22 protein-coding genes and 1 pseudogene are annotated in these 25,288 nt (G+C 43.0%); 20 read left to right on the top strand and 3 right to left on the bottom strand.

The genetic code is table 11. The features are described 5' to 3' along the window. Positions 1 to 414 precede the first annotated feature (414 nt). On the top strand, positions 415 to 1,098 hold the full coding sequence (locus MHB50_RS18780; protein WP_340084529.1) for a YhfC family glutamic-type intramembrane protease: 684 nt from the start codon (positions 415 to 417) through the stop codon (positions 1,096 to 1,098). Beyond that, positions 1,095 to 1,481 (top strand): DUF3887 domain-containing protein, encoded by a 387-nt coding sequence (locus MHB50_RS18775; RefSeq protein WP_077113903.1) that lies wholly within the window; start codon positions 1,095 to 1,097, stop codon positions 1,479 to 1,481. Before MHB50_RS18780 ends, MHB50_RS18775 begins: the two co-directional genes overlap by 4 nt. Before the next feature lie 321 nt (positions 1,482 to 1,802). Here MHB50_RS18775 and MHB50_RS18770 read toward each other — a convergent pair whose 3' ends face one another. Beyond that, positions 1,803 to 1,964, bottom strand: coding sequence for a hypothetical protein (locus tag MHB50_RS18770; protein WP_213089074.1), 162 nt, complete (start codon positions 1,962 to 1,964; stop codon positions 1,803 to 1,805). 888 nt (positions 1,965 to 2,852) lie between these two features. Here MHB50_RS18770 and MHB50_RS18765 point away from each other — a divergent pair. The 5 genes and pseudogenes from MHB50_RS18765 (at position 2,853) to MHB50_RS18745 (ending at position 6,917) form a co-directional block, all read left to right on the top strand. Beyond that, positions 2,853 to 3,182, top strand: coding sequence for a hypothetical protein (locus MHB50_RS18765; RefSeq protein ID WP_077113900.1), 330 nt, complete (start codon positions 2,853 to 2,855; stop codon positions 3,180 to 3,182). Positions 3,183 to 3,875: 693 nt separating this feature from the next. Further along, positions 3,876 to 4,790, top strand: a complete 915-nt coding sequence (locus tag MHB50_RS18760; protein WP_077113899.1) for a DoxX-like family protein — start codon at positions 3,876 to 3,878, stop codon at positions 4,788 to 4,790. Next, positions 4,791 to 5,402, top strand: coding sequence for a DUF4166 domain-containing protein (locus MHB50_RS18755; protein WP_077113898.1), 612 nt, complete (start codon positions 4,791 to 4,793; stop codon positions 5,400 to 5,402). It begins immediately after the preceding gene. A 70-nt stretch (positions 5,403 to 5,472) separates the two neighbouring features. After that, a pseudogene (locus MHB50_RS18750) lies at positions 5,473 to 6,248 on the top strand (YndJ family protein). A 72-nt stretch (positions 6,249 to 6,320) separates the two neighbouring features. After that, on the top strand, positions 6,321 to 6,917 hold the full coding sequence (locus MHB50_RS18745; RefSeq protein WP_340084526.1) for a hypothetical protein: 597 nt from the start codon (positions 6,321 to 6,323) through the stop codon (positions 6,915 to 6,917). Between the two features lie 161 nt (positions 6,918 to 7,078). On the opposite strand, the gene MHB50_RS18740 is transcribed toward MHB50_RS18745, so the two are convergent. After that, positions 7,079 to 7,555 (bottom strand): PaaI family thioesterase, encoded by a 477-nt coding sequence (locus tag MHB50_RS18740; RefSeq protein ID WP_077113896.1) that lies wholly within the window; start codon positions 7,553 to 7,555, stop codon positions 7,079 to 7,081. Between the two features lie 313 nt (positions 7,556 to 7,868). Between MHB50_RS18740 and MHB50_RS18735 the strand changes: the two genes are divergently transcribed. The 11 genes from MHB50_RS18735 to MHB50_RS18685 all read left to right on the top strand — a co-directional run bounded on the left by MHB50_RS18735 (position 7,869) and on the right by MHB50_RS18685 (position 20,368). Continuing rightward, the gene (locus tag MHB50_RS18735; RefSeq protein WP_077113895.1) at positions 7,869 to 8,807 is read left to right on the top strand and encodes a zinc ABC transporter substrate-binding protein; all 939 of its coding nucleotides are present in this window, start codon (positions 7,869 to 7,871) and stop codon (positions 8,805 to 8,807) included. Between the two features lie 15 nt (positions 8,808 to 8,822). After that, positions 8,823 to 9,569 (top strand): metal ABC transporter ATP-binding protein, encoded by a 747-nt coding sequence (locus MHB50_RS18730; protein WP_077113894.1) that lies wholly within the window; start codon positions 8,823 to 8,825, stop codon positions 9,567 to 9,569. A gap of 13 nt (positions 9,570 to 9,582) precedes the next feature. Further along, positions 9,583 to 10,902 (top strand): iron chelate uptake ABC transporter family permease subunit, encoded by a 1,320-nt coding sequence (locus MHB50_RS18725; RefSeq protein ID WP_253191945.1) that lies wholly within the window; start codon positions 9,583 to 9,585, stop codon positions 10,900 to 10,902. Beyond that, positions 10,892 to 11,776, top strand: coding sequence for a metal ABC transporter permease (locus MHB50_RS18720; protein ID WP_077113893.1), 885 nt, complete (start codon positions 10,892 to 10,894; stop codon positions 11,774 to 11,776). The genes MHB50_RS18725 and MHB50_RS18720 overlap by 11 nt, the downstream gene beginning before the upstream one ends. Positions 11,777 to 12,937: 1,161 nt before the next feature. Continuing rightward, complete coding sequence (locus MHB50_RS18715) at positions 12,938 to 13,291, top strand: Na-translocating system protein MpsC family protein (RefSeq protein ID WP_077113892.1); 354 nt, start codon at positions 12,938 to 12,940, stop codon at positions 13,289 to 13,291. A gap of 195 nt (positions 13,292 to 13,486) precedes the next feature. Further along, a complete protein-coding gene (locus MHB50_RS18710; protein WP_205179785.1) occupies positions 13,487 to 14,803 on the top strand; it encodes an NCS2 family permease in 1,317 nt (438 codons plus the stop codon). Between the two features lie 53 nt (positions 14,804 to 14,856). Next, on the top strand, positions 14,857 to 16,626 hold the full coding sequence (gene ade, locus MHB50_RS18705; RefSeq protein ID WP_077113891.1) for an adenine deaminase: 1,770 nt from the start codon (positions 14,857 to 14,859) through the stop codon (positions 16,624 to 16,626). 378 nt (positions 16,627 to 17,004) lie between these two features. Then, entirely contained in the window at positions 17,005 to 17,907 is a 903-nt protein-coding gene (locus tag MHB50_RS18700; RefSeq protein ID WP_077113890.1) for an ABC transporter ATP-binding protein, read from the top strand. Further along, positions 17,908 to 18,642 (top strand): ABC transporter permease, encoded by a 735-nt coding sequence (locus MHB50_RS18695; RefSeq protein ID WP_077113889.1) that lies wholly within the window; start codon positions 17,908 to 17,910, stop codon positions 18,640 to 18,642. A gap of 2 nt (positions 18,643 to 18,644) precedes the next feature. After that, positions 18,645 to 19,769 carry a sensor histidine kinase gene (locus tag MHB50_RS18690; RefSeq protein ID WP_077113888.1) on the top strand — a complete coding sequence of 375 codons (1,125 nt, stop codon included), beginning with the start codon at positions 18,645 to 18,647 and terminating at the stop codon, positions 19,767 to 19,769. Then, positions 19,766 to 20,368, top strand: a complete 603-nt coding sequence (locus MHB50_RS18685; RefSeq protein WP_339165230.1) for a response regulator transcription factor — start codon at positions 19,766 to 19,768, stop codon at positions 20,366 to 20,368. Before MHB50_RS18690 ends, MHB50_RS18685 begins: the two co-directional genes overlap by 4 nt. A 199-nt stretch (positions 20,369 to 20,567) precedes the next feature. On the opposite strand, the gene MHB50_RS18680 is transcribed toward MHB50_RS18685, so the two are convergent. Then, positions 20,568 to 21,761, bottom strand: coding sequence for an MFS transporter (locus MHB50_RS18680; protein ID WP_339165229.1), 1,194 nt, complete (start codon positions 21,759 to 21,761; stop codon positions 20,568 to 20,570). A gap of 432 nt (positions 21,762 to 22,193) precedes the next feature. On the opposite strand from MHB50_RS18680, the gene MHB50_RS18675 reads away from it, so the two are divergent. Together MHB50_RS18675 and MHB50_RS18670 are read left to right on the top strand one after the other, a co-directional pair. Further along, positions 22,194 to 22,820 (top strand): DUF2071 domain-containing protein, encoded by a 627-nt coding sequence (locus tag MHB50_RS18675; protein WP_340084522.1) that lies wholly within the window; start codon positions 22,194 to 22,196, stop codon positions 22,818 to 22,820. Positions 22,821 to 22,883: 63 nt separating this feature from the next. Next, entirely contained in the window at positions 22,884 to 25,007 is a 2,124-nt protein-coding gene (locus MHB50_RS18670) for an EAL domain-containing protein (protein ID WP_340084520.1), read from the top strand. Positions 25,008 to 25,288 lie beyond the last annotated feature (281 nt).

The following is a 25,288-nucleotide window of genomic DNA, read 5'->3' as shown; positions in this document are numbered from 1 at the left end:
AATCCATAAACAGTGCGAATGTTCCGGTTTTCGCTTTGTAAATTATTCTATCTTCCTTTGTGAGTGATTTTTTAACGGTCATAATGAAACAAACCGCGTGAAATCAAGTTTAAAAACCTTGATTTCACGCAATTTTATTCTCACGATCAATCAGCTTTCAACTTATGTCCAGTCCCATTTGTGTAAAAAAATCCCTATCATCGCTACGTACGTCAACATATTTCGCTTTTCGCATGTCTCTTCAGCTTCCTCGGAAAGCAAAGGTCGCTTTCCTCGGGATCTTCAGCTCGGGCTATTCCCGCAGGAGTCTACCTATTTTTTATGACCAATTATGATGAAAAATGAGCCGAATATGATAAAGCTGCATACTTTATCCGGCTGTTATTATACCCTTTTATAAGGGAGTGATTTGTTATGGCTAGCGTTATTTTTGCCGCGGCCATAAGCGTGGGGTTGCCGCTTGTTGCGCTTGTGTACGCGTTTTATCGGAAACGATATATTCCGTTTTTGTTAGGTGTATTGGCATTTGTTGTATCTCAAGTTTTATTTCGTGTTCCGATCCTGAAATACTTGGGGGAAAATAGTATAGCCTTTTCCATGTTTAGTGCCACGCAGCCTGTTCTATTTGCCATAGTCATTGGTTTATCGGCCGGGATTGTGGAAGGACTTGCTCGTTTTATCGCGATGCGTTTTTTTATGGTGCAGCGTGATTGGAAATCCGGGTTTTTATTTGGTGCGGGGCATGGCGGTATTGAAGCAGTCATATTTGTAGGGATCCAAGCATTAACCTTATTGTTTTCACCAACTGCTCTTGCCTACAATGAAGCTTTTTTTCTTGGCGGCATTGAGCGTTTCTTTGCGATATTATTGCATATAGGGCTTTCGATTATGGTGTTGCAGGGAGTTGTGCATAAGAAATTTCTTTATGTCGTACTGGCTATTTTCATCCATGGTCTAGTAGATTCATTAGTTGGAATTTTACCATTATATGTGCCGAAAGAGAGTGTAATGATTGTATTGGAAGTTACGCTGGCGATGATTGCGTTGGCTCTTTTCTCTTATAGTATATGGATTAAAAGAAAGGGAGTTTTAACATGAAGAGAATGTTATTCACTATGTTGAGTGTTGTTGTCATGCTTGCGCTTGTTGCCTGTGGGGGCAACAAAGTTGACGATGCGACTGCGGAGAAGTACGTGGCGAAGGCTGAAGAAGTCGTCTCATTAATTAATGAAGCCAAATATAAAGAAGTACGCGCCATGTTTGACGAAACAATGAAGGAAAAGCTACCGGAAGATCAAATGGAGGAGCTGACTCCGATTATCGAGCAATCCGGCACTTTTGAAAAAATTGATAAATCTTCAGTTGAAGAAAAGGACGGCTTATATATCGTTATTTTCGTTGCCAAATATAGTAAGGACAAACGCACTTTCACCATCACTTTTAATGATAAAGAAGAAGTGGCGGGGTTATTTGTTAAATAAGCAGAGAAGGGTAAATGGACGAAATGTCTAAATGAAAGAGCTTTGAAATCTAGTTTCTCACCGGATTTGACATAAAATAGACGAAATGACCAGAGGGGGGCGCCAAAATATCGTTGGATGCCCTTTTTTTGTTTTAAGAACTTTTACAAAAGGAGTTGTTCCATGGATTTCACACTTTCAGCCAGTTCAAAAAAGTTGAGAAATGCAGTTCCCTCTTAGTAATTCAAGTTGTTTTAATCAAATGTTTGATTAGCTGAAAGAGGCTTATGATGAAGTCTGTATGCACGGATTACTTCTTCAATAATCAAATGTTTGATTAAACTATTTTTCTTCCGTCACAACCGTTGCATAGATGACGAACCATTTTCCATCTAAATCAAACAGTACTTTACTTCCATATTCCGTATCCTGGATATCCATTTTTTCCTTCATGCTGTTCAATGATCTCGCATTCGTGCTATATACTTTTACAACCCTTTCCATTCCTCCGGTATTGTTGGATTAATACTCTTCAAGAGTTTTTCCCTAGATAAACTGCACCCTCCAATTCTTAGATGTGTCTAACAATTGGGGGGCAGTGGAAGCGGTGTTAAAATACCATACGACTGCGCCAATAATGAGTGCAAGAGCAATTAGTGAACCCCAAATGCCTGTTTTTTATTTGTCTTTCTCTCGTCTGAATGACCATGTATACGAGTGCGGGAGAGGAAAGCTTTTTCAGAGGCGGCAATGAAAAAATTTTACCTAGAAGACATTTTTTTGCTTGCAAAAACTTGGCCAGAAACTTTTTCATTTTGGGCGGAATTTATGTTATCTTAATGAAGATAAAGGGAAATCAATCGTTTCAGCGTTTAACGCAACGTCATGAAGTGAAAAGATTGGTTAAAGGTTATGCGGGAAAATGTAAAAGTGACATACACAAAGACTCATTTATCACGAAAAAAAGATGTACAAAAAAGCAAAGATTGTTTTGATCATCCGGGCTTAACAGTGGGTGACAATGCAAACAATCAATTCGATATGGCGAATAGATAAATATAAAGAGATGGATCCCGCTTGTTATGTTGATGCCATCGTGTACAACTGGGGGCAGTCGGCATTTACAGAAAAAGATTGCTTACAGCGGATGAGCAAAAGGAGATGGACGGTCAGTTGATTTGGTAAAATAGGTGTTGAATAAATATGTGAAACATTGGCTTTATACCTAAAAAACTGGAACGATATATTTTGTACCGTTCTGAAGGATTATGCGCGTTCGGCTAATGGCTGGGCTTTTGAGACTGAATTACTTGGGTCCGTTGGCGACCCATCCAGACAATATAAAAGGATAGAAGTCTGGAAGTTTTGTCATGAAATGAAAGGGGCGGGGAAATGAAACCAAAAATAAAAACTAGTTTTTTCTGTAATAGGTGTGGTCGTTATCATGAGTGTGAACCCGAGGACATTGATTTTACAGGCAATCTGTTTCACGATTTTCATGCGTATTTTGGCTATAGCAGTCCTTTTGATGGTGACTTACTGGAATTCAGCTTGTGTGAACTGTGCCTTTTTGAGATTCTGAGGGATTTTAAGCATGTGCCAAAGCTTGATGGTAAAAATCCAGTTGAAGCTTTTGACAGATGCAGGACGGAAAAACATCCATACTATGAGGATACTTTTATAAAAAATTATAAGGAAGTCGAGGACTTATCCAAAAAGTGAAGGGGAATTCGAGACTCCCGCGATGTTACAGTGTGACGAATGGGATTCTCGAATTACTCAGTGTTTTGCAGTCCATTTCTGTTGTAAAAACATAAACATTAGGAGGGCTGGAATAGCATTTTATCATCATATGCCATATCTTTTTACTCGCAAGTTTTGGTTCGAGAAGATACAGATTGGGATTCGCAACAGGGCGTTTTTGGCACTGCTTTAACAGAAATAGAGCGATTCCCACCAACATAGCCGTGTTATCGGGCTTTCATGTCTAAATTGTTAAGTAATCAGGCGGCGATCCCTCCACTCTTTGATTTCCCGGCACCTGTAGAAGAAGTATGGAAAATGACGCAAATCCTAAGCTTCATGGGCAATAGGATTTGCGTTTCCTCTATTACATATTTACCCAAAAGTCGGAAGATGCTCGGCAATCCTTTCGATACGAAAGGCGCCTGGGGTGCGGCGTAAAAGTCACTGGCTGATGGGGGAAAAGCATCGGCACCAGTAAGAATGACGGTTCATAAGCATCTTCCCTGCATTTTGGGACAATATTGGCCATTACAGAAGGGAAAAAGGCTATTGGAAGTATTGCCATCAAATAATGAAACCATTTTTATCACCTAATATGACCAGATGGACAGGAATTTTTCATTATGGGGCGGGATTTATGTTACGTTCATAAAATGAAGGGGGGATTTGGTGAAAGGAAAGCCTATTTATGTGGAAATACCGATTGACGCATCTGTAGAAGAAGTATGGGAAAAGACGCAAAATCCTGAACTTCATGAACAATGGGATTTGCGTTTTTCCTCTATTACATATTTACCCAAAAAGTCGGAAGATGATCCGCAATCCTTTCGATACGAAAGGCGCTTGGGGTGTGGCGTAAAAGTCACTGGCTGGGGTAAAAGTGTCGGCACACATAGTAAGAAGGACGGTTCAAAAGCATCTTCCCTCCACTTTGGGACCGATCAAAAAATATCGCCCATTTCAGAAGGAAAGGGCTATTGGAAGTATGTGCCATCAAATAATGGAACCATTTTTATCACCCAGTATGACTATGAAGGTCGGTTCGGTTTATTTGGCAAGTTTCTCGACCTTTTATTTCGCCCTGCCATGGGATGGGGGACCGCTCTTAGCTTTGATGTACTAAAACGGTGGATTGAACGGGGAGAATTGCCGCGATCACAGTATTTGCGTTTTTTTAGTATTGGCATCATCACCATGTTCTTTTTTTTTATATGGTTATACCACGGCTTGGTACCGAAGATGATTGCAAAACATCCTGAGGAAGTATCCATGCTTTCCAGCTTCATCTCCTTGGAGGAGACTGTTGTTGTAAAATGGGTATGGGTCATTGGGTTATTGGAAGTGTTATTTGCTGTGGTTTGGCTTCTTTATCCAACTAAAAGACATTTATTCGCACTGCAAATGATCATATTTCCAATTTTAACGATCAGTTCCTTCATTGCCAGTCCTTCGCTTTGGTTGGCTCCGTTTAATCCTGTTACTTTTAATGCCAGTCTTTGGGTCCTGTCCATTATTGGTTTTTTATTGGCCAACGATTTGCCATCGGCTTCAAGTTGCAGGCGTGCAAGAAGGGAGGCGGTCTAATTGCCCATTTACAAAGAGCTTTTGGGCAAGGATTTTCATAGACTTCATCCAAAGTTGCAAGAGCGCTATGCACTGACGATTGGCGAACCGTTTCATGGTGTCGGAACGATGGAAAAAATTGAAAAGGGTGCTGCTTGGCTGACTCCTTTGTTAAAAGCGGCCACACGGTGGCACTTTCTTTTTCCTGAAAATGGGGAGGGTATACCTTTTGACATCAAAAATACAAGTCGCTTATTACCGACGGATGAGGTAGAAATCTATTGGGAGCGCACTTTCTATTTTGAAAAAGTTACTCGTCATTTTAATGCGTTTATGACGATTGATGCGAAACGCAAAATGGTGAAGGATTATGTAGGTGAGCCGCGCTTATTTTATTCGGATTTACGATTTAAGGTGACTCCTGAAGGATACATGCACATTCGTTCTGGTTCTCAACGACTTGTTATGGGTAAATTCGAGATACCATTGCCTCGTTTATTAGAAGGAGTGGTAACCGTTGAGGAAAGATATGACGATGCCCGGGACGTATTTACGATTCAAGTTGATATTCAAAATAAACTTGCGGGAAGGTTGATGGCTTATAAAGGAGAATTTAAGGAGCAATCTGTTTAATTCCATTTCGGTGGCGGGTATATTCTTTTTCATAGCCAGTTGCATTGTGACCCCGAAACCATATTTGTTCATGTTGACTGCTGCCCAGTTGATTTTCATACCCGTGATGCTCCAGCTACTCGTTGAATTAAAGAGGAGACAGGTCATTTTCATTTGGTTTGTTATGCTTTCCCTCGTTTTCTTGCAAGTTGTGCCTTCGCGTACAGGGCAGATGCTGCTCGCTTTGGTGTATGTGGCGTTCACCTTTTTTGTGGCTTTTCATGGGCTAAGGCGTTTTTTTAAGCGCGGTTTTACAAACTGGGCAGAAATGTCAATTGATATCGGATGATGTATTTATTGATCGGCGGCCTCTGGTTTTTCGCTTATGTAACGGGAATTGATACGGGTTTTAGTCCATTGATCACTTGGCTTACAGCTATTCATTTCCATTATTCCGCTTTTTTATTTCCTATATCTGTCGGGTTGTTTGGGCGCCTGCACGAGTCGGGGTGGTATCGACTGATTGTAGCCATCATCTTGGCCGGCCCGATGCTTGTTGCTATAGGCATTACTTTTTGGCCTTTGCTTGAATTTATCTCAGTTATGTTATACATATTTGCTATTTATAGCTTAATCATACTGGCCTTCCGAACACATTTCCCTTTAAAGGTTCAGGCTATTTTGATACGGATCTCTTACAGTGCGCTGGGTGTGACCATTTTATTTTCACTGCTTTATGTAACGAATCACATATTTTGGTTTGCTCGTATTGATTTTATGCTAATATTCCATGGTTTCACGAATTGTTTCTTTTTTGGCATGTTGGGTGTGCTTGGCTGGGTGGTCGCACCACCTAAAACGAGTTAGGCTATTTGGCGTTTCCCCGTTAGCCAAATACGCGGTTCACTAGAAAGTACTGGCGGACAGCGGGCGGGATTGGTGGATAACCTAAGCGACTTTGTACATATCAAAACTTTACCGAAAACGATCGTTGATTTTTATGAACATACAGATCAATATCGGTTATTTGCTTCGGTAAAGTGGTCAACCTGGTTTAAGCCATTAGCCGTCTGTTACAAATTGATCAGTACACAATTGCAGCAATTAAATTTGCCGCTCTCGAGCAAATGGACTGAAATGACATGTAACATATGTGCGGTCGATCCAATGTTGGATGGAAGAAAAAATCCGCGCGCGTGGATTCGCCAGGTGAAGGAAAAAACCGTATTTACAGCCATTTACTCCCAGCATGAAACAAAGGGCAGGACGTATATGAATATAGCGCTTCCTCTGCCCCATTCGTCAATGATTGGTATTTTACAGCTCAAAGCTAGCGATGGCACGCTCATTCTCACAAGCGAGGGTGAAGGAGATCCCGGTATATATTTGGCAATCGGGAAAACACTTTTCAAGCTGCCGTTATCCGAAAACTTCATCATTCAAGAAACACGTGAGGGTAAGCTTGCGGCACATCACAACATGAAAATTTTTGGGATCCCTTTTTTAAAAATTAATTACAGCATTATTCAAAAATAACGGTGGGAAATTACTGCTCAAAGACAATTTTTTTCAAGGAGTTGGAATGAGGTTCCTGTTATCCACAACACGCATTTTTCATGTGGATAACCCATAGTTTCCTTTACGAACTTAAGTTGTATTTGTAAAAAAAGCATCCCGGGAAAGGATGCTTTTTTCAGTCATTTTTTAAAAGTATCCGGCATGACGACAGCAACGACTTCGCCTGTTGCACAAACCGTATCTTTCGCAAAAACCTCCACATGTACTTTATATTTCTTCGGATGAATTTCTTCGACCTTCCCGACCGCTTTTAATGGTACGCCTTGCGGTGTTGGTTTCACATATTGAACTTGCAAAGAGGCTGTTACAAAGCGGGGAGGCTCGTGTCCGCTCCCGGGCTCATGGCCATTTTTTCTATGTAAAGCAAGCGCCGCGGAGCCTGTTCCATGGCAATCAATGAGGGAGGCGATCAAGCCGCCGTACACGAATCCGGGTATAGCCATATGTTCCTTTTTTGGCTCATAAATGGTCACTGTTTCTGTTTCTTGCCACCCCGTTCGAATATGGTGTCCGGCCTCATTTAACCTCCCACATCCGAAACAATGGGCGAATTCATCCGGGTAATCATCTTGAATGGCGTGAGTAATGTGTTCCATATTGATATCCCCCTTCATTTAAATACGAAATTTTTCTAATTATCATTATACTACATAATATGATTTGTGGAAGAAATGAACCACCAAATTTCGGAAAGAGATGTGGATAACTCCAGTTCGCAATAACTTTTTCATCATAATAAGGAACTTCATTTTGGACTTATCAACATATCAAAATATATAAAAATTTTCCCTATACCAAAAAAATTGTTGACGGGAAACAGAAGTGTAAAGTAAAGTTTTAGTAACGTTTAATTTTGCCTATGGAAACATTTTGGTGATGAGGAAAATTAATGGAGAAAAGGAGATAGAAATGAAAAGACGATTACTTGCATTAACAGCATTCATTATTCTTGTCTTCATGACAGCATGTTCGGAAGGCAGTTCCAAAACAGAAGCAGAAAAGAAAGGCGAGGGACAAGACAAAATGAAAGTGACTTCCACGACTGCCCAAATTGGGGATATTGTTAAAAATGTCGGCGGAGAGCATGTTGAAGCCGAAAGTTTGATGGGGCCGGGAACAGATCCGCATCTGTATCAGGCGACACAACAAGATATCGGAAAGTTGAATGGCGCGGACATCATTTTCTATAACGGTCTTAACTTGGAAGGGAAAATGGGGGAAATTTTCGAAAAGATGAACAAAGAAAAGCCAACCCACGCGGTCGCTGAAGGGGTTCCTGAAGAGAGCTTGATCCGGGAAGGGGAAGATGCGTTTGACCCGCATGTATGGTTTGATATCGAACTTTGGCAGTATGCAGTGGATGAAGTAGTGAAAGGTTTAAGCGAAGTGGATAAGGATCATGCTGATGAATTTAAAGAGAACGGCGAAAATTATAAACAAGAATTGACGGAACTTGATGCTTGGGCGAAAGAAAGCCTTCATGAAATTCCCGAAAAAAGCCGGGTTCTTGTCACAGCGCATGATGCATTCACTTATTTCGGAAATGCGTACGGCATGGAAGTAAAAGGGCTTCAAGGATTGAGCACAGAATCGGAATACGGAATCAAAGACGTCCAGAACATTGTAAATGTCTTGGTCGAGCGTGAAATAAAAGCGGTATTTGTTGAAAGTTCCATCTCAGAAAGGTCAATCAATGCCGTTGTGGAAGGCGCGAAAGAAAAAGGACATGATGTTGAAATCGGCGGAGAATTGTATTCTGACGCCATGGGTGAGGAAGGAACCGAGGAAGGGACATACATCGGTATGTTTAAGCACAATATCAACACAATCAAGGATGCTTTAAAATAAAGGAGCGACTAAAGGATGGAACCGCTGAAAGTTGAAAATATCACTGTTGCGTATCATAAGAAGCCTGTCTTAATGGAGGTCGGCTTTTCGGTGCCTGAAGGGAAACTGATCAGTATTGTGGGCCCTAATGGCGCGGGGAAATCTACTTTGATTAAGGCCATCTTGGGACTTGTGCCAAGAGCAAGCGGGACAGTTGAAATTTATGGCAAACCGTATCGGAGTCAAAGGAAATTGGTCGGGTATGTGCCACAGCGCGGAGAAGTGGATTGGGACTTCCCGACCAATGCGCTGGACGTTGTGTTAATGGGGCGGTACGGACATGTCGGTTGGGTTAAAAGACCTTCGAAGAAAGATACCGCTTTTGCCGAAGAATGTCTCGATAAAGTAGGTATGTCGGCTTATGCGGGCAGACAAATCAGTCAATTGTCGGGCGGTCAGCAACAGCGGGTGTTTCTCGCTCGAGCGTTGGCGCAGGACGCAACGATTTATTTTATGGATGAACCGTTTGTTGGTGTTGATGCCGCGACGGAAAAGGCGATCATTACGCTTTTGGACGAACTCAAAAGTCAAGGAAAGACGGTACTCGTCGTCCACCATGACTTACAGACTGTCCCGGAATATTTTGATTGGACATTGCTTGTCAACAAACGCTTACTTGAAGCAGGTCCAACAGAAAGTGTGTTTACTGTGGAGAATTTGCAGAAAACATACGGCGGCCGGCTTGCTTTTCTTAAAAAAGGGACAGCATTAGTCGAGCAATAAAGGAGGAAAAATTGTGGCTCAAGAATTGTTGGGATTGCTTATGGATGCCAATACCCAGTGGGTGCTTTTCGGCACCTTGCTGCTTGGAATTGCAAGCGGGGTGCTAGGCAGCTTCGCATTGCTCAGAAAGCAAAGCTTAATTGGAGATGCGATGGCGCATGCCGCATTACCCGGTGTCTGCTTGGCTTTTATGCTGTACGGGGAAAAGTCGATGCCGATTTTTTTATTGGGCGCCGCTTTGGCTGGGCTTTTGGCGACGTACTGTATTCAAGTGATCTCCAAACAATCTCGGATTAAAGAAGACACTGCCATCGGGCTTATCCTTTCTGTTTTCTTTGGATTCGGGATTGTTCTATTAACACGGATTACCCAGTCTCCAGCAGGGAACAAAAGTGGATTGGATGCTTTTATTTTTGGAAAGGCAGCCTCTTTGGTCGGCAGTGATGTAACTTTTATTGCCATATCAGCAATTGTTCTGCTGTTCATTACGGCACTTTTCTTTAAAGAATTTAAGCTGTTGAGCTTTGATCCGCAATTTGCACAAGGCATCGGGATGCCGGTCAAATGGATGAATGGCTTGTTGATGGTCCTCATTGTTGGAGCCGTGGTGATCGGAATTCAGGCAGTTGGGGTTGTTTTAATGTCCGCCATGCTGATCACACCTGCCATTGCCGCAAGATACTGGACGGATAAGCTCAGTACAATGGTGCTTCTATCAGGGGCGATTGGCGGAATATCCGGGATATGCGGCACTCTGTTAAGCACCATGGCGGAAAAAATGGCTACAGGGCCAATTATCGTAGTGGCCGCAACGGTTGTTTTCCTCTTCTCTTTGCTTTGCGCTCCAAGAAGAGGGCTTATTTCCAAAGCTTTAAAACACATTCAAGTTAAAAAACAAACAGCAAAAGAATATGTCATGATTTCTTTATATGAGTTATATGAAAAAACGAATGACAAAAACGTTTATTCATTTACGGTTGAGCAAATCAATGAGCGGCGCCCGTTCGGAACCTATTTTCTCAATCAGGCTATCACACGGTTGGAAAAAGAGGGTTATATAAAACCGGCGGGGGAGAACCGTTATATGCTGACAAACAAAGGATTAACTGTGGCGCATGAATATACATTGAACCATCGTTTGCACGAGGTATATTTAATGCATGAGCGGGAATTCGCTGTTCCGGATGTTGAGGACATTCGCACAGACATGGAGAAGTTGCCTCCTCAAATCATGACAAAGCTCAAAGAAAAATTGAGCCAATATGGGCGTGAACCCATGTTACTGAACAATCAACATCACATAAAAGAGAGGAAGGCCGTAAATGAGCTATGAAGCATGGATTATTTTGACAGGCTCTCTGGTGGGCATTACATGTGGAATCACTGGATGCTTTCTCATATTGCGTAAGATGGCGATGCTTGCGGATGCTATTAGCCATACGGTGCTTCTTGGTATCGTACTCGCTTTTCTTATCAGCCAATCACTTGACGGAATATATATGCTTATAGGCGCGACGGTTGTCGGCTTGCTAACCGCCTTTTTCGTCCAGCTCTTGAATTCAAGTGGCGTACAATCGGACGCGGCGATCGGGGTTGTGTTCACTTCTCTTTTCGCTGTTGGAGTCATTCTCATCTCGATGTATGCCGGCAACGTGCATTTGGATGTCAATCATGCGCTCATGGGCGAGATTACTTTCACCCCATGGGATACCGTCACAATTAATGGCATGAACATCGGTCCGAAAGCTGTCTGGATGCTTGGAACCGTATTATTCATTAATATCTTGATCATCTTCTTGTTTTACAAAGAATTTAAAATTGCGTCGTTTGATCCTCAGATGGCACTGGCGATCGGGATACCTGTCTTGTTTATCCATTACTTAATGATGGGGATGGTTTCCTTGACGACCGTTGCTTCATTTGACAGCGTCGGGGCAATCTTGGTCGTTGCCATGCTCATCGTTCCCGGAGCAACCGCTTATTTGTTAACAGATAAACTGCATGTCATGTTATGGCTCAGTGCTTTAGTGGGAGTTCTCAGCGCGGTCATCGGTTATTACAGCGCCACTTTATTAAATGTGTCCATTGCCGGCGCGATGGCTACTGCCGGGGGACTTATTTTTGCACTTGTTTTCGTGTTATCGCCAACCCATGGCCTGTTATCAAAATGTATGGCCAAAAGAAAAATTCATTCCCCTTCTTTGTAATGGGAACGGTGGAGAAGACGCATTTGTTTTCTCCACCGTTTTTTCGTTTTTTATAGTATGTGAAGACGGGAGTAACCGAGGACGTCTTGGTGAGTGGTATTCAATAAAATCGCTTGGCAAATTTACGGACTGAGGAATGCGGACTTTCGGCAATGCTTGATGGGTTGGATGAGTCTGAAAACGGGGATGGGGGAAATCTTTTCAATCAAAAGTATATGCAATAGCTCGGTTGAGGAAAAACCCGCTCCTCATGAGGTAAAAACACTGGTATCTGGTCGGTTTGTCCGGTGTAGGCCAGTGAACAAACGATGCCGTGTGGTCCAACCCGACTGGACGAAAACTTCGAACCATTAAAAGGAAACCAGACTGACATGGTATTCCGCGGGAAATTCCGAGGTGCTGAAGCAAGATAGTATGTATCATTTGTACAGCTCACATATTCTTTCTTCACAAAAAATCTCCCACTCCCCATTCCATAGAAACCTCAAGTATATACTTGGCTTCTATTGGTTGATTCGGAGGTGCTTATATGAAATGTATCAATTTCCGACAGAAGACTCTCTCCTCAAGTTTGTGAAAAATGTAGCCTAAAGATAGGTTCGAGATGAATGTCGGTCAGGCATTTGCTAAAAGATGCTCATTTTGATAGTTTTTTATAGCGAAGACTCAATCAGAACAAGTGTTGCTGGTCTTCATCTTCCATTAAAAAATAAAGTGATTTGAAACACATTTTTAGTCACTAAAGCATACATCTATTCCGTACCTATCCAAAAGTTAAAACAATCGGCTGTTCTCGCTTTGTATTCAATCACTTGTTGGTATGATGGCATGATGCTTACAAGGAAGCAGGTAAAGGATTAACTTCCAGTGCATGTTCTAAACAATTTTTCATCTGCCCTATCATCGTAAATAAAAAGTTGATCCAACAAGGGGAATATCGGCATTTCATGAAAATGAGTATTGACTTTTTAAAGTTAGTTTTATAGTATCATACTAACCGAAAGCAATTAAATGCGGAGGGTATGGCTCATTCTTAAGGTGATTTTTCGTTATGCAGTACCTTAACATATACACTTTTGCTGTTCCCTCCATGTATACGGCAATTATAAATGGATGTCGCGATATTTCTCTTAATTAAGGTTGATGATATAAGGTGATAATGTGTATTTGGGAGATACGGCAAACAATAAGAAACAGCTTTACCATATTTATAATGAAGTTTCCAAACAAATATTGGGCGTTGGAACGCTGTCATTAAAAATTGTTGTTGACGATGATACAATCATATTTCGAGCCAAGCATCGACGTGCACAACGCTCTATTATATTAGAGCAGGAGTCGCCGCACCTCAAGAATAAGGTTGATTATCAATTGTCGAATATCTTTAAGACTTGTGTAAAAGAAAAGCTGGAAAAAACGATGGGTTTACATGTTGAGGCCATATTGAGGGATTATGATTCAAAAACGCAATTAGCTTTTACAATTGTTGTACTTAACGACAATCAAATACAATAATCGATCTCTTTTGATCTATTCTTAAGAGAGAGAGCAAGAAAAGTTTCATACAGGTGGCACGATTTTTTGTTTACAAAAAAAGTGCTCTTGTTAGACGAACCGTCTACACAAGAGCGCTTTTTTTCATTTTACCGCGGAAAGGAGAATCGATTCATTTGAAGTATGCAAAGATAAACATCATAGGGAGGTATCGTTTTGAGCAGCTTGAGAACTTCTGCCGAACGTTTGTTTAAGCTATCGGCACATCATACCGATTGGCGAACGGAGACAATTGCCGGATTGACAACATTTGTGACAATGCTGTACGTGTTGGTGGTCGTACCGGGCATACTGGAGGAGGGAGGAATGCCCAAAGGGCCGATTACGGTTGCAGTCATTTTAATGACGGGGCTCACAACGATCGCCATGGGATTTTTTAGTAATCGTCCTTTTGCACTGGCTCCAGGGCTCGGATCGGTGGCTTTTCTCGCTGTCACGCTCGTCTCTACTGAACATATTCCTTGGCAAACAGCCATGGGCATGGTCTTTATCTCAGGTATTCTTTTTTTACTTTTTACAATTTTAGGGTTGAGAAAGCTTATTGTAAGGCTCATGCCGCCGGCGATCAAACTATCTATTGGTGCCGGTGTCGGTCTTTTTATCGCCTTGATCGGCTTTAGAAACGCAGGGCTGGTCGTGGCCAGTGAATCCTCCAATTCGCTCACCCTTGGGGACATTGGCTCACCGAATGCCATTTTGGCGTTATTGGGGTTTTTGATTATGAGTGTCTTGCTGGCGAGAAAAACGAGGGGCCACTTGCTGATTGGCATCGTTGTGACGACCCTTATCGGCATCCCGATGGGAATTACTGAACTTCCAAGCTCTATTTTTTCTTTGCCGGAAAGCGTTGCCCCTATAGTCATGCAATTAAATATATCGGATGCCATTCAGCTCGCCTATTTTCCATTCATTCTTGCTTTCTTCGTACCTGATTTTTTTTCAACGCTGGGAACATTGCTAGGGGTGGCATCAAAAGGCGGCATGCTTGATAAAGACGGGAATTTGCCACAAATTGACAGGCCGTTCCTCGTGGATGCATCCGGAACTACGTTGGGTTCTTTATTATCCGTTCCGGTTATCACCACTTATGTGGAATCGGCCGCAGGAGTGGAGGCGGGCGGTCGTACCGGTCTCACGGCTGTCACAACAGGTTTGTTGTTTCTGTCTACATTATTTGTCACTCCGCTGATTATGATTATTCCAAAAGAAGCAACCGCACCAGCACTGATTTTGATCGGGTTAATGATGTTATCGTCCGTCCAAAATGTAAATTTCGGCGATGCGACAGAATCGTTGCCTGCATTCATGACAATTGTTGTGACGATTTTTACCTTTAACTTCGGCAATGGCATTGCCGCGGGTATTATTGCGTTTGTATTGGTAAAAAGCCTATCAGGCCGACACAAGGAAGTCCATCCGGGTCTATACGTATTGCTAATCCCGCTTATCCTTTATTTTGTTACCTTGGCTTGATCATAAGGGCATAATCGATTAAACAGGATGAACATGAAAGGAGTACATGAAATATGAATCACTCACGTGAAGCAATTGTTGCTGCAGCCAGAGGGGATAAACAAATGGATCTTGTTATTCGGTCGGTTCAACTTATTAACGTATTTACCGCCGAAATATATCGGGCTGATATTGGGATAAAATCTGACCGCTTTGCGGCCGTCGCCCGTTATGAAGCCGGGCGGCCGCAGTTTTGGATGGAAGGAAAGAAAGAAGTGCATGCTGACGGCTTATATGCGATGCCCGGCTTCATAGACTCACATGTCCATATCGAGAGTACGATGGTTCCCCCTGACATGTTTGCGCGGGCAGTCCTGCGCCATGGCACGACAGTGGCGGTAGTCGATCCGCATGAGATCGCCAATGTGATGGGCGTCGAAGGTGTGAAGTATATGGTGGAAGCGAGCCGGGGGCTGCCAGTCCATATTCTGACGACGATCCCATCTTGTGTCCCGGCTGTTCCAGGTGTGGAAACAGCGGGAGCGGAGTTCAAAGCAGAAGATATTTCTGAGCTTCTCAGTCTTCCCAATGTCGTGGGAGTGGCGGAAATAATGGATTATCCGGGCGTGATTCATCAGCACCCCAGAATGGCGCAAATCGTACAAGCCGGTTTAGAGAAAAATGTACTGAATGAAGGGCATGCTCCAAGGGTGACCGGGCGTCAACTCCAGGCCTATCTTGCTGCTGGCGTAAATTCGGATCACGAATGTCGCAGTGATGATGAAGTGTTGGAGAAGTTGCGTTCTGGCATGATGGTCTACATTCGAGAATCGAGTGTCAGCAAGTTTGCCGATGTAGCAGCCAAAGCGTGGCAAACGGTGCCACATGCGCTGAATATTGCGATGTGTACGGATGACATCGAGCCGAATGACATGCTCCAAAATGGACAGATGAATCGGGTGGTTCGCCGCGCGATCGAGGAAGGTATACCGGCACCATTAGCTATACGGTATGCCACACTTGGAGGCGCCATACGGTTTGGTCTGAAGGAACGAGGGGCGATTGCGGCAGGCAGGTTGGCCGATTTGGTGCTGGTAGAGTCATTAGAAACAATGGATGTTTGCGATGTGTACGTTGGAGGTAAGCAATTCGTGTCTGAAGGAGAGCTAACGACCGACATTACCAGTTCTATACCGCCTTTGCTTAAAAACACTGTTCGCCTTCCCCAGCTAAGTGAAGACGACTTTGTCATACATGCTCCTATTCGTCAGGGAAGCGTAACATTAACGACCATGGAGGTCACATCTAACGGTACGACTGTTCAGGGGACGGTAGAGGCGGAAGTGCATGAAGGGAAAGTTCGGACGCTTCCTCCTGATCATATTTTCGTATCAGTGACAGGACGCCATGGGCAAGGGAAGAAACCATTCGTGGGCGTGTTGAAAGGAGCGGGACTGAAGGATGGCGCCTATGCTACCACTGTGGCACATGACAGCCACAATCTTGTTGTCGTTGGTACAAATGCGGCTGACATGTTGCTTGCCGCAAGAAGTTTGGAAGCGTGCGGAGGCGGGTTATGCCTTGTGCGAGGGAAGGAAGTAATAGCGAAGGTAGAGCTTCCGGTCGCAGGATTAATGGCTCCGGAACCAGTTGAGCAGCTTGCGCCAAAAGTGGGTTATTTTTCAAAGAAAGCATTGGAAATGGGAATTGCGGTCGGTAGAAGGGCGCCTGCCATGGCACTCTCTTCTCTAGCGCTTACAGTCACTCCGCACATTAGAATTACAGATAAGGGATTGATTGATGTGGAACAGCAGAAGCTGATTCCATTAATTCAATCGTCCTAAAAAGTATGTGCCTCGAAAGCATTTTAATTCAACATCTTTGTTTGATAAATCGAAGGTCTAGCAGTCTTTCTCTTTATAAAAATAGAAATCGATCTATCTGCTCTTATTTGTTCTGCGAAGCAAATAAGAGTTTTTTTATGTCTCCCAAGGACACATGCGAGTGAGAGCCATTTTATAAACCTCTATTGTGATCGAATTGCTAGGCTTTCTCATTCAGTATGGACAAGCTAGATTGTCGCCGTTTACATAAAGTCATCCCTTTCCTTTAGTCAGTTAAGCGCTCTCATGACATTTGTCACTTAAAGCCATGACAGAAGCTACTGATAAACCTGAAAGCCACAGATTACAATAAAGGTAAGATAACCGGGGGTGAGGGATTTGAGTACGATTGTTGAAGTGGATGGATTAGTAAAAGAATTCAATGAGAAAAGAGCAGTAAATGGGGTTTCTTTTTCGATTCAAAAAGGTGAGGTAGTGGCGATTCTGGGGCCGAATGGGGCAGGTAAAACGACGACGCTGCTGATGCTGCTCGGCTTGCTTCGTCCGACAGAAGGGAAAGCGGCTATTTTTCACAAAGATCCGAAAAGTAAAGCGGTTCGGGAAAGAATAGGTGTCATGCTCCAGGAAGTGAGTTTGATGGATGGTTTGAAGGCGAAGGAATTGATTAAGCTATTTAGAGGATATTATCCCAACCCGCTGCCGATGAATCATCTCATTCAGTTGACGGGGCTTGAAAAGGGAGATTTGGAAAAGCGGACGGAAAAATTGTCGGGCGGTCAAAAGCGGAGAGTGGCTTTTGCTTTGGCCTTAGCAGGCAATCCGGATTTATTGTTTTTTGATGAGCCGACGGTCGGGATGGATACTTCGTCACGCCGGATATTTTGGGAAACCGTCAAAGAACTTGCCCGGGAGGGGAAAACGATTATTTTTACAACGCATTATTTACAGGAAGCGGATGATTATGCGGAGAGAATGATTTTATTTAAGGAGGGCCATATTATCGCCGACGGAAAAACGGCAGAGATTAAAAGGAAAATGACGAAACAATCTGTCTCTTTCGTTGCTGGCGAGGATATTTCCAAAGAACGTTTTCTCAAATTGTCTTTCGTTACAGAAGTGACTGAAAAAGAAGGGCGCATGCACATCGTGACGGATGATACGGACTCTGTTTTGTCCATGATTTATAAGGAAAATCTGCATGTGAAAGATATTCGAGTGGAAAAAGGAAGGCTAGAAGAAGCCTTTGAACAATTGACTAAATCACAAGGGGAGGCTGTCTAAATGAATATATTCATACAACAAAGCAAGGCGGAAATGCTGCGGATGTTCCGTAATCCTTATTATATTTTTTGGTCGCTGACCATGCCAATTTTATTTTATTTCGTCTTTACAAAAGTAATGAATGTAACAAAAGATGACCCTGTATTGAATGCCCACTTTCTCATGTCGATGACGGCATTCAGTGTGATGGGAAGTTCGATTATGACGCTGGGAATCCGGTTGGTGGAAGAAAGAGCGCAGGGGTGGACGACTTTTATGCGGGTTACTCCCCTATCAAGCTATACGTATTTTGCCGCTAAAATTGTCGGCCAGACAATTGTTCATGTGTTTTCGATTCTGGTGATTTTTACAGCGGGAGCTCTGGTTAACAAAGTTACCCTTTCAGTGGGAGAATGGCTTTTGAGTGGCGGGTGGATATTGCTTGGTTCGCTTCCTTTCCTATGGTTGGGTGTTTTAATCGGCACGATGAAAAGAGTGGATACGGCCGTTGGCGTAAGCAATATCCTTTATATGGGCTTGGCGATTACAGGCGGCATGTGGATGCCGATCGACATAATGCCGGAAGTGGTTCAATGGATTGGTAAATCCCTTCCCGCTTTTCACTTTGGGAACGGCGCTTGGTCCATCATTCGGGGAAATGCGCCTGATTGGATGAATATTGTCATGTTAGCAGCTTACCTCGTTTTGTTTATGATATTATCTACTTATATAAGAAGGAGACAGGAAGCGGTGTAAAAATGAGCAGGACCTTCGAAATTTTTCCGAAAAGGTACGGATTTTTTCCATATATTTTCTTAATATATTTGATGATGCCGGCTTATTATATATCCCGAACGGAAGGCTGGAAAGCGCTACTGGGCTGGGGACTGCTTTTGCTTTTTCTCATCACCTACAGACAGTTATACATCCAGCTTGACACGCAAAAAACATTCACGTTTTGGTTGGTTGTGCAAATCATTACGATGATTTTTTTAACCTTATGGTACAGTCCATATCATCTCTTTTTGGGATTTTTTTCGGCTCATTTTATTGGATGGTTTAAGCATAAAAAGGAATTTTATATAGGCTTAATAGGACTGGCCACAGCCTTGGCGATCGGTGTGGCCATATCAATCGTTCAAGGGATTAACACTTTATACTTTCTGCCGTTTGTCGCCATTATGCTCGTGTCGCCGTTTGGCCTTCGTTCCATGAACAAGTCAATGGAGTTGGAGAAGCAGCTTGACGAAGCGAATGAGCAAATAAGGGTATTGATTAAGCGAGAGGAAAGGGTCAGAATTGCCAGGGACCTGCACGATACTCTCGGTCATACACTTTCCCTTATTACACTTCAAAGCCAGCTTGTACAACGGCTCTCTGAAAAAGACCCGATTCGCGCGAAGGCGGAGGCGAAAGAAATAGAAATCACGTCTCGATCAGCATTGCGCCAAGTACGGGAGCTTGTTTCCAGTATGCGGGCCATTACGATTAAGGAAGAGCTGGCGGATATGCAGCGGATTATCAATGCGGCCGGAATGCAATTTATCGTAAAAGGGGAAGAGGATGTTGCGGACATCCCGCTTTTGCAACAAAATATTTTGGGCATGTGCCTGAAAGAAGCGGGGACCAATATTGTGAAGCATAGTAAAGCGAAACATTGCACCGTCTATATTGAAAGAGGTCGTGGCAAGATAACGATTACGGTGCAGGATGACGGGGGTGGCATCGATCAACAGAACATGAATGGAAATGGATTGAGTGGCATGAAGGAAAGGTTGAGTTTGATTGATGGAAAATTAACTATTCAGTCCAATGCCGGAACGACAGTCAAAATGCAAGTGCCGATTGTCATGAAACAAGATGAGGAGGGGGCAGTCATATGATTCGCATTGTGATTGCGGAAGACCAGGGGATTCTCAGGGGAGCACTCGGTTCGTTATTGGATTTTGAAGACGATATGGAAATTGTCGGACAGGCGGAAAATGGGGAAGAAGCCGTCCGGCTGATTGAGAAGCTACAACCCGATATTTGTTTGCTGGATATTGAAATGCCGCTTAAAAGCGGTCTCGATGTAGCAGATGAGTTGAAGGAAGGCGGTTCGCCCTGCAAGGTGATCATCTTGACCACTTTCGCCAGGCCCGGATATTTTGAAAGGGCGGTAAAAGCCGGTGTACATGGGTATTTGTTGAAAGATGGCTCTGTCAATGATTTGGCGGAATCCATAAGGAGGGTGATGCGAGGAAAGCGGGAATTTGATGATGAGCTTGTCATGAACTCATACCGCCAAGATAATCCGTTAACGAAGCGTGAACAGGAAATATTAATGCTGGCGGCATCCGGGAAGACGGCAAAAGAAATTTCCAGCGAGTTGTTTTTGTCTTCGGGAACAGTACGGAATTACATGTCTGAAATCTTTCAAAAGCTCAATACGAAAAATAAAATTGAAGCCATCACCTTGGCGAAAAAAAAAGGCTGGATCTAAACGCTCACGTTTCGGATGTTTTTGTTTCTTGGCTACGGCTGCTTTTACCATGTATTGTGGGACATTGCATCCGCTCTTCCTTGGGTCAGGATCGGCCTGAACCCGGCACTTTCCCTACCACTCCTTAAAGTCCGGATTGCGGCCTCTGAACAGGAACTTACACTGAAGCCACTGCCCCATTCACTTCATATCGCTGCGCTTAAACACTTTCTGCTTCGTTCATCACCTTTTCGGTTTGTTTCCTCGGCTTCAGGTACAGAGTCAATAACAGCACAACGCAAACAAGTGCACCAGAAAGCAAGTAAATCGCTTCATAGCTATAGGAAGCGGCGATGATACCGAATATATAGGATCCTGCGGCAATTCCCACATCGTAAAACGTGTAAAAGGTGGCGGTCGCATATCCGCTCCGCTTGATATTTGTTGACTGAATGGCAAGCGTCTGCAAGCTTGGAATAAGTGCGCCGTAACCCAGACCAACGAAAGCACCCGCTAATAAAAACATTGTGCCAGAGTGCATTTTGGCCAATACAACAAATCCCATCATAAATAAGATCAATCCCGGGAAAAGAATATAGTTGGGCCCCTTTATATCAAATAATCTCCCAGTAAATGGCCTTGCCAGCAACATGACAACGGCAAATACTAGGAAAAATGTACTTGTTAAGCCCAGCAAGCTTTTACTCTGAGCATAGATCGACAAATAGGATAAAATGCTTGCATAGGATAATCCGATCAAACATGCAAGAAATGCGACAGGAATCGCTTTTGATTCAAAAATATCATTAAATGAAAACTTCTTTTTCGTTTTCACTGGTTTAAACTGGCTTTTGTCGGGGATCGATAAGGACAAAAGCGCACCAACGATCATTAACAGGCTGAGTATGATGAATAATGCATCAAATGAGTATGTTTGGATGAGGAACAGGGCAATAAGCGGGCCAAGCACGACGCCCAAATTCGTAGACATTGTAAAATAACCGAGACCTGTTCCTCTTCTTGCCGGAGGGACAAGATCAGCCGCAATGGCTCCGCACGCTGTTGTCACAACGCTGAACCAAATTCCATGTATAAAACGGAGAACAAGCAGCCACTGGAATGGTTTTATAAAATAATAGGCGATTGTGCAAAGCAAATAGAAGCCGAGACTCATCCATAACATTTTTCTTTTGCCGGCAGTGTCCAACATTTTTCCGGTAAACGGCCGGACGATGATAGCGGACAGCAAAAAGATCGACATTAATAAGCCCGCCTCTTGATCGGTTTTATTTAAGGCCCCAACAGCGTAAAGTGGCAATGTAGAGACCAATCCATAAAAAATGATAAACACGGATAAATTTGAACAAAATAAACTGATAAAAGGCTTCGTCCATATTCGGTATTTCTTTTTCAATCTATCTACTTCCTTTCATATACAGGCTGTCTAACAGCACCAGCATCCATTATACTTAGGGACACGAAATTTGTAAAGAAAAATACCAAAAAATGGAAATTATGTTTGATCGGTCTCTGAAAGGAAAACGTCTCACATAATCAACAATAATCTCTTGAATTATGGCGTTTTTTCACTCTGTCTGTTGCCGCAAACAGATAGGAAATATTTGTAAGTGATTCCTACTCCTTATGAATCAGCCAAATAGGGTGTATGGCAAACTATTCGCGGGAATACATAAGAACAGAAGTATGTGGAAAGGAGCGCTCTTGATTGTATGATGAGTTTTTAGAAACGTCCCAACGTCCGTTTCCTTTACCCCAAACTCGATGGCTTATGACACAAACATGGCATAACTTGCTATTTTGCCACTGGCCTGTTTCATCAAGGATTTTGAGAAAGCATGTCCCGTCTACTTTAGATATCCATTTATATAATGGAACTGGCTGGATCGGCATCATCCCCTTTCAGGTAACAAATGCGAGGATGCGGGGTTTGCCTTCACCTCCCTTTATTCACTCCTTTCTGGAAATGAATGTAAGGACATATGTGACTTATAAAGGGACCCCCGGCGTTTACTTTTTTAGTCTGGATGCCAATAAGCGGATTCCTGTTTGGGGTGGCCGGCTGGGAGCTTCTCTTCCTTATCGGCATGCTTCGATTGAAATGGAAGAAGAGGGAAATACGCTCCATTTTCGAAGCAACAGAAAGAAGGAGACATTTTCTGTTAGTTATGAACAGGCTACGGATTTTTTTATTCCGCAGGAAAACAGCTTGGCCTTTTGGCTATATGAAAGATACTGCTTTTTTACGGAGATAGGAAATCATTTATATAGAGGGGATATTCACCATGACAGATGGCGGATAAGCGAAACGAAGGCTCTCATTCATCAGAATACGATGGCTTCCTTTTTGCCAAGGACATATTTTCATGACGAGCCGCTTGTGCATATTACCAAGGAAAAGCGGTCTTTTGCCTGGGCTTTGACAAAAGCGTTTCAGAAAGAACGAAAATTTTGACATAGTTGCCGTGATATGATCAAATCAAATCAAGTAAAATATTAGGATTGGGGCATTGTCATTATGGATCAAGAAAATAACGTTCAAATTCTCGAAATGCTGCATGGACAAACAACTGATGGAGTCGTAAAGGAACTCGCCGATATTAAGTATGCTCTTGATCAATCTTCAATCGTGGCAATAACGGATAAAAGAGGCACAATCATATATGTTAACGATCTGCTCTGTAAAATTTCCAAATATGAACGAGAGGAGTTGATGGGGCAGGATCACCGGATTCTCAATTCAGGCTTTCACCCAAAGGAATTTTTTAAAGACATGTGGAGAACGATCGGTTCTGGGCAGGTTTGGCACGGGGAAATTAAAAACAAGGCCAAGGATGGCACGTATTATTGGGTTGATACGACGATTGTTCCCTTTTTAAACGATCAAGGAAAGCCGCACCGTTATATTGCCATTCGCAATGATATTACGCTTCGAAAGCAGATGGAAGAAAGTATTCGGAAAAGTGAAGAAAGATACCGTTTAATCACCGAAAACTCGCTTGATCTAATTGCCACGATTGATCCGGAAGGCAATTTTTTATATGTATCGCCGTCTCACCAAGCGGTAGTTGGAATGGACAGGTCACAACAAAAAAGCGGCAAATTATATGACTGGATTCATCCGGAAGATCGGGATCTTATTAAAAATGAGGTGCGAAAGCTTGTCGATAAACAGAAATCTTCCTCCATTATGGAATTTCGTTTACAAGCCGCGAACGGTAAAGTTATTTTTGCCGAGACAAAAATAAGTGCGATAACGAATGAGGGCGGTTTAATCAAGAAGCTGTTATTCGCAACGCGTGATATGACCGATCGAAAGAACTGGGAACAAAAGATTTACCATTTGGCCTATCATGATACACTAACGGATTTGCCAAACCGCAGGCTCTTTATGAACAATTTGGATAAGGCTATTTCCAGTCTCAACAAACAGGATAAACTCGCTATTTTATTTATTGATTTGGATCGGTTTAAATATATTAATGATTCGTTTGGACATGATATGGGCGACTATATTTTGATTGAGGCCGCCCAGCGTATCAAACAAGCCCTAAGATCAACGGATTTGGTCGCGCGCCTGGGCGGGGATGAATTTACCGTCATACTTCCTCAAATCGAGGATGTAGAAATGGTAAAAGCGATCGCGGAAAAGATTCAACAAAAGTTTAAGGAACCTATTCAAATACCTGGGGAACAATTGTACCTTTCGTGCAGCATCGGCATCGCTTTATATCCGGAAAATGGGCGGAATGCGGATGACTTGCTAAAGAGGGCAGATACCGCCTTGTACACTGTCAAGGAGCGGGGAAGAAGCGGTTTTGCCTTATTTAAGCATGAAATGGAAGAGAAGTCGCTTGAGCGAATTATGTTGGAAAATGAATTGACGAAAGCTGTGAAAGAGGAGCAATTTCATCTCGATTATCAGCCGAAACTTGATTTTTCCAACAATGAATTAATTGGAATGGAAGCTCTCGTCCGTTGGAACCATCCCGAGCTTGGGATGATCCCGCCGAACAAGTTTATTCCAATCGCCGAAGAGACCGGTTTAATTATTCCGATTGGCGAGTGGGTGATTCGGGAAGCGTGTAAGCAAAACAAAAGTTGGCAGGACCTGGGCTATCCTCCGTTAACCATCTCGGTGAATATATCTGTCCGTCAGCTGGAGCAAACAAATTTACTTGGCACTATTCAGCAAATTTTGGCTGAAACGGGACTCGATCCCCAATGGCTGGAAATAGAAGTAACTGAATCCATTCTTTCAGACTTGGAAAATGCGGCGGACATCTTGCAAAAAATCCGAGATTTTGGCGTTCAAATTTCGATAGATGATTTTGGAACGGGATATAATTCCTTTAGCTATATTAAACATCTTCCCATTGATACGGTAAAAATCGATTCTACGTTTGTCCGGGATATTCAAAACAGTGAGGAAAGCCAAGCTATCATTGAAGCCATTTTAGTGCTGGCAAGAACACTGGGCATCAACGTCGTGGCGGAAGGGGTAGAGAGCAAAAGTCAGCTTCACTTCCTCGAAAAAGAAGGCTGTAATCAAGGACAGGGTTATTTGTTCAGCAAGCCGGTGGCGAGCGATGTGTTTGAACGGTATTTACAAGAAAGGAAATTGTTGTTATCAAACGTTTAAAGGTATACAAAAGGGAAGGCGGTGGCTCGCTTTCCTTTTTTGATTGTACCCGGGCGCTTCATTTTATAAGTGCGTTTGGTCAAGCTTTTGCCTGTCTATACGAGTGTTGAAAAATTTTGTTGATGTGTGGAAGTACATTTGATTGAGCACATAATTTTCCAGGTCTGAATAAGCAGCCTCGTTGTATCAAATTTCGTTTCTTGTCGTGGGGGATGTCCAGGTTGTATTTTTTAAAATGAAGAGAAGGGCATCCAAAGCCGAGAAATCGCCTAATTGGACGC

Origin of the sequence: Siminovitchia sp. FSL H7-0308, assembly GCF_037980985.1 — a bacterium.
Classification (GTDB): Bacteria; Bacillota; Bacilli; order Bacillales; family Bacillaceae_C; genus Siminovitchia; species Siminovitchia thermophila.
The sequence above is the reverse complement of the archived record's forward strand: the minus strand, read 5'-3'. Positions and strand labels throughout refer to the sequence as shown.